This is a genomic window from Ruegeria sp. N10, assembly GCF_056531545.1.
In genome coordinates this window covers 668,694-678,976 of record NZ_JBQFLY010000001.1, presented here as the reverse complement: position 1 = coordinate 678,976, position 10,283 = coordinate 668,694, and the positions used below count along the sequence as shown (strand labels likewise).

At 56.5% G+C, this 10,283-nt stretch carries 8 protein-coding genes; 7 read left to right on the top strand and 1 reads right to left on the bottom strand.

Annotated elements, in window-relative coordinates:
* Positions 1-93: 93 nt before the first annotated feature.
* The gene (locus tag ACR0JI_RS03310; protein WP_480495719.1) at positions 94-624 is read right to left on the bottom strand and encodes a VPLPA-CTERM sorting domain-containing protein; all 531 of its coding nucleotides are present in this window, start codon (positions 622-624) and stop codon (positions 94-96) included.
* Positions 625-1,244: 620 nt separating this feature from the next.
* Between ACR0JI_RS03310 and ACR0JI_RS03305 the strand changes: the two genes are divergently transcribed.
* The 7 genes from ACR0JI_RS03305 (at position 1,245) to ACR0JI_RS03275 (ending at position 10,282) form a co-directional block, all read left to right on the top strand.
* A complete protein-coding gene (locus tag ACR0JI_RS03305; RefSeq protein WP_480495717.1) occupies positions 1,245-1,436 on the top strand; it encodes a hypothetical protein in 192 nt (63 codons plus the stop codon).
* Positions 1,429-2,940 (top strand): hypothetical protein, encoded by a 1,512-nt coding sequence (locus tag ACR0JI_RS03300; RefSeq protein ID WP_480495716.1) that lies wholly within the window; start codon positions 1,429-1,431, stop codon positions 2,938-2,940. Before ACR0JI_RS03305 ends, ACR0JI_RS03300 begins: the two co-directional genes overlap by 8 nt.
* Positions 2,940-3,962, top strand: coding sequence for a glycosyltransferase family 2 protein (locus tag ACR0JI_RS03295; protein WP_480495714.1), 1,023 nt, complete (start codon positions 2,940-2,942; stop codon positions 3,960-3,962). Before ACR0JI_RS03300 ends, ACR0JI_RS03295 begins: the two co-directional genes overlap by 1 nt.
* A 564-nt stretch (positions 3,963-4,526) precedes the next feature.
* Positions 4,527-6,062, top strand: a complete 1,536-nt coding sequence (locus tag ACR0JI_RS03290) for an NAD(P)/FAD-dependent oxidoreductase (protein ID WP_480879238.1) — start codon at positions 4,527-4,529, stop codon at positions 6,060-6,062.
* 74 nt (positions 6,063-6,136) lie between these two features.
* Positions 6,137-7,642: a PepSY-associated TM helix domain-containing protein gene (locus tag ACR0JI_RS03285; protein WP_480495710.1), complete on the top strand. Its 1,506-nt coding sequence runs from the start codon at positions 6,137-6,139 to the stop codon at positions 7,640-7,642.
* Between the two features lie 226 nt (positions 7,643-7,868).
* On the top strand, positions 7,869-8,795 hold the full coding sequence (locus ACR0JI_RS03280; RefSeq protein ID WP_480495708.1) for a glycosyltransferase family 2 protein: 927 nt from the start codon (positions 7,869-7,871) through the stop codon (positions 8,793-8,795).
* A 44-nt stretch (positions 8,796-8,839) separates the two neighbouring features.
* Positions 8,840-10,282 carry a protoporphyrinogen/coproporphyrinogen oxidase gene (locus ACR0JI_RS03275; RefSeq protein WP_480495706.1) on the top strand — a complete coding sequence of 481 codons (1,443 nt, stop codon included), beginning with the start codon at positions 8,840-8,842 and terminating at the stop codon, positions 10,280-10,282.
* Position 10,283 lies beyond the last annotated feature (1 nt).

Here is a 10,283-nt window from a genome sequence, read left to right as displayed (position 1 = left end):
GGTCTCCGGGCTGCAAAGCCTTGCTCCCGTCCCGCCCTCCGGTGACACTTCTGCTTTGCAGAACCAGTGACATTTCTACTTGGTTGCAACACCTTAACCCGTCTGGCGGCGGCGCATCAGCGCCAGCCCACCTAGGGCGGTCAACAGCAGCATGCCACCTGCTGGCAACGGAACCGCTGCCACGTCAAAATCAAATGAGACATTCGGGGCGGATGAGGCCCAGCTGAACACGAGGTTCTGGCTCAGAGTATTCGGGCTTACGCTGCTGAAGATGGTATTGAGCTTCGTCGTCACGTCACCCAGAACGGCTGTTGTGGCCAACACGATGCTGGGATCGTTGGCGTCAACCCAGCTCATCGTCAAACCCAAAGGGAATGCCGCGTTCAATATGCGCAGGGTAATTGATGCCCCCGCATTTCCAAGCAATGGGTCAACAGGCGACGTGAAATTCACCGAATACGTGCCTGGTCCGCCCGCGCCCGAGTTAACCGCGCCGAAAAATAAATTGTCGGAAGTGATGTCGTAGCTACCGCCGGCCGACACTTGTGTCAGCGCGCTGGCCGATCCCGCCATGAAAACGGCAGTGATAAGGCCTACAGCCATCATTTTCAAAGAGCTAAACATAAAAGTCCCACCTTCTAGTTTACACACAACTATCCATGCGCAGTCTCAGCACGGCACCTACTTTAAATATTAATAATCTATTATTGTCTGATTACGAAGGCTTTTCTCGCGAATTGGGGCTTTTTTTGGGCGGACTGACGCTCTCATCAACATAATGGCGCGAGAAACTTGGCTGTTGTTTCTCAGACGTGAACACAAAAGGCCCCAACAGCCTCGAATCGGCCCCAAATGGGTTGAAGTGGATTCAAAATGCTGGCGGCTTACTTCGGCACGATGGTTAGTGCGGCTTTGTTCAGGGGAGTGCACGTCTGCTCTTCGCTCGGATCAAGAAACAATTTTGCGCAATATGGCACACTATCCATGATCCATGCTCGAATTTTCACCCGGGGCTTGTAGATCGTGTTGGACACGAATAAGGCACGAAGCCAGAGACATGCCATATTTCTCCTTCGACACGCCCGAAGTTTCGTGTAGCGTTGACATGGGAATTTTTAGTTTAGCCGTTTGTTCTTTACGTTTGTCTGGTCACGAATAGATGGCTTCCTCGAGGGTTAGCGAGAACATAACCACAGAGAATGCGGACTGGGTTGGTATCGATATTGAAACAAAAAAGTTAAAAGATGCTGGGTACGCTGATGAACGCGTCTGATTATGATTTCAACAACATGAACTTCGCTTCAATACCGACCCTGAGGGCTGGCGGGGCTGGTTGCCCCAAGTGCCGCTGGAAGGCGAGCCAGTCGCAACAATTGTCTGTTCCCCTGGCGTTTCAACTGCGGCGGCTCCGCATGCTGCCGAACGGCAATGAGTAGCAGAAGCCTGTCCGCCGGGTCATCGCACTGGCTGAGGCCCTTGTTGTTGCTGATCGCGACCGTTGCCGTCTGCTTGATGGTCCTAGTGATCAACCGGGGGCCGCTCGTCTACTTTGATACGGGCAGCTACTTCCGGCAGGGCAATGTCGCCTTGTCCATGATCCTGCGGGCGCCTTCGCCACAGGCTGACCTCGGCGCGGCAGAAACAACCGAAACCGCGAAAGCGTCTGACGAGGATGACACCGCCGGAGGATCGCGGTCTATCTTCTACGCGTTGCTTGTCGCCGTATTCTGGCGCGCCGATGCACTGGGGGGTGTCGCCGTTGCGCAGCTGGCTCTGCTGATGCTGTCGGTCTGGCTGGCGATGCGCCTGCTTCAGCGCAGCGCTCCCTCGGGTCGAAGCACACTTCAGTTGGTTACCATCCCTCTGCTTGTCGCAACGACGACCGCGCTGCCCTTCTACGTCGCCTATATCATGCCGGACATTTTCACACCGGTGATGCTGATCCTGATTGCGGCGGTTGTTGCGGCGGGGAAGCGCATACCAGTTGCTGAAGCGATGGGGATTCTGGCGCTTGGCACTTTTGCCGTGGTTCTGCACCCCTCGCATCTGGGAATTGCGGTTCTGATGCTGCCCCTGGTCGTGCTGGCTGCCCTGTTGCGTGTCGGCCAGGGCCGTTGGCTTGCCGCCGGGTTTGCGGCATGTCTGGTCATCGTTGCCATCGCCGAGCGCAAGGCGTTCGAGATTGCAGTGGAAACGGTCACAAAAAAAGAAGTGGTCTATACGCCTCATATCACAGCGCGACTGATCGTAGACGGCCCGGGGATGGCATACCTGGATGATGTCTGCCCGACATCCGAATTGGCAACATGCGCCCTGCACGAAGCCCTGTCCTGGTCTGATGACCCTTACCGCCTGACGGCATCGCATATCATTTTCGAACGATCCGAGAACCTTGGATCTTTCCAGTTGATGACACCCGAAGATCAGCGCGCAGTGGCTTTCGAACAGCGTGCGTTTTTCCTGCGGGTCCTGGCGGCCCGCCCCTTCGGTACGATTTTCGCGCTGACGCAGAATGCAATGGAACAGCTGGCCTCGAACAGCGTGGTGATGACGATCCCGCATGACGCCAGCCTGCAGAACGCAAAACTACTGTCTGGATTGCCTGATGAGCGGCTTGTGTTTCTGGACAATACCCTGCTGACCCGCGATCAGTCCTGGCTCAGGATGGCGGATATCATTCATCCGGCGATCTATCTAGTCTCTGCCCTGGTGGTGGCCTTGCTGCTTGTCCGGCCGGCCCAGGTGGCGCCCCCTTTCAAGGTGTTTGTGCTATTTCTGCTGCTTGGCATCGCAGTCAATGCCCTAGTGTGCGGAGGAGTGTCACAGCCAGCGCCGCGATATGGCGCGCGTGTGATGTGGCTCTTGCCATTTGCCGCTGCCTTTCTTCTTCTTGTCAGGCGCCCCGCGGCGCTGCAATCCGCCAGCACAGAGGACCAATAATGCCGAACGAGCCTCTTTCCATCAGCGTTGTAATGCCGGCTTACAAGGCCGAGCACCTATTGCCGCGTGTGTTACCTCCCTTGATTGAAATGCTGAACAAAGGTCAGGTACAGCAGGTTCTGGTGGTCGATGACCAATCCCCGGATGGCACGGCAGCCCTTGCGGGTGAAATGGGCGCCACGGTTCTGACCACTCCAGTCAATGGCGGACCAGGGGCAGCGCGCAATCTGGCCGCGCAGCACGCCACGGGTGAAATCTTGTGGTTCGTGGATTCCGATGTCATCGCCTGGCCGGACGGACCGGACCATATCCGTAGCGCGATGTCGGAGGACAATGTAGCCGCCGTATTTGGCTCTTATGACGATACACCGGACGGGCAATCCTGGTTTTCGCGCTATAAGAACCTTCTGCACCGCTATCATCATCAGCGGGCCAAACGTGACGCCCGCACCTTCTGGGCCGGATGTGGGGCCATCCGGCGAGACGTGTTTAATGAGGTCGGCGGATTTGACGTAAAAACCTATGAGGTTCCCTCGATCGAGGACATCGAGCTGGGCTACCGGATCGCCAGTACCGGGCGCCGTATTCTTGTAGAACCCCGCCTGCAGGGCAAACATCTGAAAGTCTGGACCATACGCAACAGCCTGAGCACAGACATCTTCTGCCGCGCCCTGCCCTGGGCCCGGCTGATGATCTCGCGCGAGGGGCTGACGGACGATCTCAACACCTCGATGATCGAACGGCTGCGGGCCGCGATCGCTGGGCTGTTGCTGCTGTCAATGCTGGCGCTGCCATTCTGGCCAGGCACCTGGCCGCTGCCGCTGTTGCTGCTGCCGCTGGCCTTTGTCATAAATCTCGATCTGGCGCGCACCATGGCGGGCCATGGCGGGTCATGGTTTGCGTTTAAATGCCTGCTTTATCATCAGGTCTACTACGTCTATTCGGCCACCATCTATGTCTGGTGCTTGTTCGAGTATCACGTACTGGGGCAAAAACAGAAACTGCGCGTCACGCGGGGATGAGCCCCCGGATTTTGGCACCAGATGATTCGCCATGCCTGCGGTCCAGGGCGAGTCGCCGTTTGGGGCGCCGCCGGCTCCCATGGCCCCTGCGCAGACAATTCCCCAGCATACCGCGTATTGTTGAAGATACGTGCAAGAACATTTTACCATCACAACCGGCATTTTCTCTAATGTTCGCGATGCGCCACGATGCCAGCCAAATAAAATAAAGGCCCCGGCAGGCTCAGGCAAGCGCGGGGACATTCGGCATTTGGCACCGGAAAAGCCGCCATTTATAGTGGCGCAACTATCGCCAGCTTATTCAATGAGTTGCCATTCACCCTGCCCGTCGAAGCTCCGCATATACCGTTTCGCAAGGTATCCCTGCCTGCGCCGACCGCCACCTGCCCGGTAACTGCAGTGGAATCGCGATCCGTCATCGAAGCGCGCTCTTTATCTTTCTGCATGCAAACTACTTCACAAACACGTTGCACCAAGTCGTTTAACTTACAGGAAGTTGTTGTGAAACTGCTGTGACCTCTTGTAGCCTGACGTCAGAGTTTTTGTATGAGAATTAGTGTGGGTGTGAGTGATTTGACCAAAGATATTATTCCAGTTGTAGTCATTGGCGGCGGCCCGGCCGGATTGACGGCCGCTTATGAACTCCAGAAACTGAGCGATACGCACGTCCCCCAAGTCTACGAAGCGTCGGACATGGTTGGAGGGATTTCGCGAACTGAAACCCACAAGGGATACCGCTTTGACATTGGCGGGCACCGATTCTTCACCAAGGTAGGAGAAGTCGAGGATATGTGGCACGAGGTGATGGGCGATGATTTCATCACTGTGCAGCGCCTCAGCCGTATTTTCTATCGCGGCAAGTTCTACGATTACCCACTGCGCATCTTCAACGCCCTGGGCAACATTGGCCCCTACGAGACCTACAAGATCATCGGCAGCTTCATTAAGTGGAAGATCCGGCCCAAAAAGCAGGAAGACACTTTTGAAGAATGGGTGATCAACCGCTTTGGTGGGCGCCTTTATGCGCATTTCTTCCACAGCTACACCAGAAAGGTCTGGGGTATTCCGCCCTCTGAGATCCGGGCCGACTGGGCCGCGCAGCGGATCAAGAACCTGTCCCTACCCAAAGCGGTCTGGAACGCGATTTCCGGTGCCAACGACACCGCCAGCCTGATCGAGGAATTCCAGTACCCCCGTCTTGGCCCCGGCATGATGTGGGAAAAAACCCGCGATCTGATCCGGGAAAAGGGGGGCAGCGTTGAGACACACTCCGAAGTGATTCAGGTGAACCGAGACGGCAATCGCGTGACCTCGGTCGACATCCGCCACTGGGACGAAAGAGGGGAAAAACGCACTGAACGGGTCGAAGGGGAAGAGTTCATCAATTCGATGGCTGTGCGTGATCTGATCCACGCCTTTGATCCGCCGCCGCCGCCCGAGGTTGTCGAAGCAGCGGATCGTCTGCGGTATCGCGACTTCCTGATCGTGACCCTGGTCCTCGACCATGCTGACCCGTTCCCGGATAACTGGATTTACATCCACAGCCCGCAGGTGAAAGTCGGGCGCATCCAGAATTTCCGCGCCTGGTCCAAAGAGATGCTGCCGGACCAGAACACGTCGTCCATCGGAATGGAGTATTTTTGCCAGAAAGGCGACGGTCTGTGGTCATCCTCCGATGAGGATCTGAGAGAACTGGCCAGCGAAGAGCTGGAAAAGCTCGGCCTCGCCAAGGCAGACACCGTCATCGACAGCGCCATCATCCGGCAACCCAAGGCCTATCCGGTCTATGACGGGGATTACAAAGAGGCGCTGGATACGGTCAGCGACTGGTTGAAAACGCTTGAGAACTTCCAGACTGTCGGCCGCAACGGCCTCCATCGCTACAACAATCAGGATCATTCGATGCTGTCGGCGATGTACGCAGCCCGCAACATCATGGGTGAAGACAACGATGTGTGGGACGTAAATGTCGAGAGATCGTATCATGAGGAATTCGAGGTCAAACCCAAAAAGCGGAAAACCCTTAAGGATCATCTTCGTAGGGGGGCATACTCGAATGGTGGAGTAGACACCGAGGCCAAAGCACTTGGCGACAGGTAATGCCCGAAGTTCTTGTGTCTTTGACCTCCACCACGTTTAGTGTGCCGTAGGTTTATGAACCGTCGGGTATCCAAATGAACCGCAAATTACGCAATCGCCTGTTTACCCTGCACACCTGGCTGGGCCTGCATTTTTCGATCTTTTTCTTCTTCCTGTTTCTGACAGGGTCCATTCTTGTTATCGGTATTGAACTTGATGCAATCGGGCGGCCCGCGACTTGGACCACCACAGTTGAAGAGGAACGTACCGCCAGCTTCGGAATGATCTATGATGGCATCAAGGAAGCCCATCCGGAAAGCCAGGTCCGCACCATCGTAAAACGCCCGTCTCGGTGGCTCGCAGATCAAACATACGGTCGTACTGGTTGGGGTGAAGAGGTCATTTTCTGGACGGATCCCAAGACAGGGGCCGTTGTTGATGTGACAAGTGTATTCGGCTTCGGGGAGCTTGTGCGGGAACTTCACGTTGCGCTGATGACCGGTCGACAGATCGCATTCCTTGCGATCTGCGCGACATCCGTCGTGCTATTGTTTCAGATTGTTAGCGGGCTTATCACCTATCGACGTTTCTGGAGGGGCTTTTTCCGATGGCCCCGTAAGTCGATGGAGTTCAGATCGTGGGTCAGTAGTACACATCGGGTAACTGCTGTCTGGACATTCCCCTTCCTGATTATCAGCGCGGTAACAGCTTTCTACTTTCTGCTGGGCGACTTGGGGTTTGACGGCACAACACCGAAAGCCCAGCCACCGGTCGCGCGTGACTCCAGATTGCCGGTCGATTTCGGTATGGCTACCCTGGATCGGGTCGAAGCCCGCGCGCGCGCGGCACTTCCGGGTTTCGAGCCACAAACCCTGACGATTCCCGGAAGAAAGGTAGAAAGCTATACGTTTGAAGGATATTTTCCGGGCATTTCGGATATCCGCGGCTATAGCCGCGTGATAGTTGACCCCAAGACATTCGAGGTTCTGGGCGCTTTCACACCAGACGACAGCACAAGCTTTGCGCGTTGGAGGCCAATGGTGGATAAGCTTCACTATGGCTTTTGGGGTGGAGCTTTCTCGATGGTGCTTTGGTTTGCCCTGGGGCTTGCAGCGACCGGGGTCGCGTTCACTGGCGCGCTGATCTTTGCGGCCCGGATGGTGCCTGACGCCGCGCAATATCATCCGATCAGGCGTATCTGGCGCGGGTTGGGGATTTTTCGATGGGCATATCTGCTGCTTTTGGTGGGAATTGTACTGGCGGGGTATCTTCGCTTTGGCCCCACCTCCTACCCTACCACCAGAGTTTACCCAACGGATGCCGCTTATTCGGTGGCACACCTGCTTTTGCAAGAACCTTTGCGGCGCAAAACGCCTGTTAACCTCGAATTGCGTGTCAGCGAGCCGGAGATCAGCGCTGCACGGATTGAAATCAAAGGAGAAACAGATCAACAGATCAGCTTGACGCCAAGGGAAGGCGTGACCTCGGCACATTTTCAACTCACCCCCACCGACACGGCAAACAACGTTATTACACATCTTAAAAAACCGGATGGGAGTGAGCAAACCATCACTTTCCGATTGGGACGTCCAGTCTGGTAATATGATCGCCACACGAAGCCGACCAGCCACATGCCGTCCAGACACGCACCAGTCTTGACGCCGAAATGGTCTAATTTGGCCAACTTTATTGTCTATGTTCAGACTTGAAGTGTTCGAATACCGTCTACGGCAAAGGAAATTTATACTGTCACACCTTTTTTGCCATGCACTTGGTACAGACGGGCACGGGCAGAAAAGATAATGAATGTAAGGGGTTCTCATTTTCATGAACAAAGTTGCTGAGCATATTGACGCGGAAAACGCCGCGACCGGCGCACCAGGCACGTCAGGCACGTCAGGCATGAGCCTGAGCGTGGTCATCCCCGCGTTCAACGAGGAAAACGCCGTGCGCGCCACAGTCGAGGACGTGCGCACCCATCTCGAACCCTTGGGCATTCCTTACGAGATCATCGTGGTGGACGATGCCAGCCAGGACAACACCCGCGCCGAGGCCGAGGCCAGCGGAGCCACCGTCACCTTCAACGACGTGAATTCAGGCTACGGCGCCAGCCTCAAGCGTGGTGTGCGGATGGCGCAGTATGAATATGTCGCCATTCTTGATGCTGACAGCACTTATCCCGCGCGCTATCTGCCCGACATGCTGGCCATGTGCCGCGATCAGGACATGGTGGTGGGCGATCGGGGTGCTGCGATGAAGAACGTGCCGCTGTTGCGCAGGCCGGCCAAGAAATTCCTGTTTGCCTTCGCTTCATTTCTGGCCGAGCGCAAGATCAACGATCTGAACTCGGGCCTGCGCGTGTTCCGCAAATCCGAGCTGATCCCGTTCCTTCCGCTGCTGCCTCAGAACTTTTCGTTCACCACCACAATCACGCTGTGCATGACCTCGAATGGCAAGCGGATGATCTATACGCCCATCGAATACGGCAAACGGGTGGGTAAATCAAAAATCCGACCGGTTGATTTTATCAATTTTATTATCCTGATCTTGCGGATCAGCACATTGTTCAATCCGCTGCGGGTTTTCATTCCTATGGGGCTGGTGTTTTTTGCTCTGGGGACTGTGAAGTTCATTATAGACCTCACCTACCTGAACCTCAGCGGAACCACGGTGTTCGCGTTCCTTGCTGCGATCATGATTTGGTCATTGGGATTGATCGCCGACATGATCTCACGGCTGCATCTCAGACCCTGATTGGGCATGGCACAAACTTTCCGAAGCAATAAAGGAATGCACACGTGACGGATGTCTCCCCTTCAGATGGCGGCACTGAAAGGCCCCATATCATCATACTAGGTGCCGGACCGGCCGGGCTGGCCGCGGCCCATGCGTTAACCGGGCAGGCCCGCGTAACGGTAATCGAACGCGCCGCTATTGCCGGTGGCAATTCGGCTTCCTTCCCGATTGAGGGCGTGATCTGCGACTATGGCTCGCATCGGTTTCACCCCGCGGCAGAGCCCGAGGTTCTGGCCGATGTAAAAGCCCTGCTGGGGGACGATCTGCTGCTGCGCCCGCGTCATGGGCGCATCCGGCTGGGCGGAAAATGGATCCACTTCCCGCTGAAACTAACTGACGCGCTGATGCGCCTGCCCAAACCCTTTGCCTTGTCGCTGATCGGCGACATGGTACTGAAGCCGTTCCGCAAGAAAAGCACCGGGCCCGAGACATTCTCGACCGTGCTTTATGACGGGCTGGGGCCGACGATTTCGGACAATTTCTATTTCCCCTACGTGCGCAAACTGTGGGGGCTGGACCCGGACAAATTGGCCGTGAAACTGGCCGAGCGCCGGGTCGGCAGCGGATCGGTCGGCAAGATCCTGATGAAGATGCTGCGCCTGCTGCCGGGGCTGCGCAGTGAAACCGCCGGGCGGTTCTTTTATCCGCGCAAGGGGTTCGGGCAAATCTCGGATGCGATGCGGGACAGCGCGGAAAGCAACGGGGCCACTTTCCTGTTCAACACCGAAATCACTGCCATCGAGCGGGACGGCACCCGCATCACCGGCCTGACGATCCGCGAGGGCGAGGGCGAACGACACCTGACCGGCGATCTGATCCTGTCGACCATCCCGCTGACCGGGCTGACCCGCCTGATCGGCACGCCGCCACCCGAGGTGGTCGAAGCCGCCCGTGCGATCCGATTCCGCGGTATGATCCTGCTGTACCTGGTGCTGGAGACAGACCAGTTCACCGAGTTCGATGCACATTACTTCCCGGAACTCTCGATCCCGATCAGCCGAATGTCAGAGCCCAAGAACTATAACGCCAGTGGCGCGCCGAAAGGCGTCACCGTGCTGTGCGCCGAACTGCCCTGCGACCCGGATGAGAAATGGTGGTCCATGTCCGATGAGGAGCTGGGGCAGGAATTCACCAAATGGCTGGGTCAGCTGGGCCTGCCGGTCACGGTTTCGGTGCGCCGCTGTGAAACCCGACGGCTGAGCCACGCCTATCCGGTTTACGATATGGGCTATGAAGAGCGGTTTGATACGGTGGATCAGTGGCTCTCAGATCTGGACGGATTGCTCGTATTTGGACGGCAGGGTTTGTTTGCACACGACAATACGCATCACGCCTTTGCCATGGCCTATGGCGCGGCGGATTGCATTGATGAGAAGGGCCATGTCGACCGCGCGAAATGGAACCGGTATCGCGAGATCTTTGCCACCCATGTGGTGGAAGACTGAC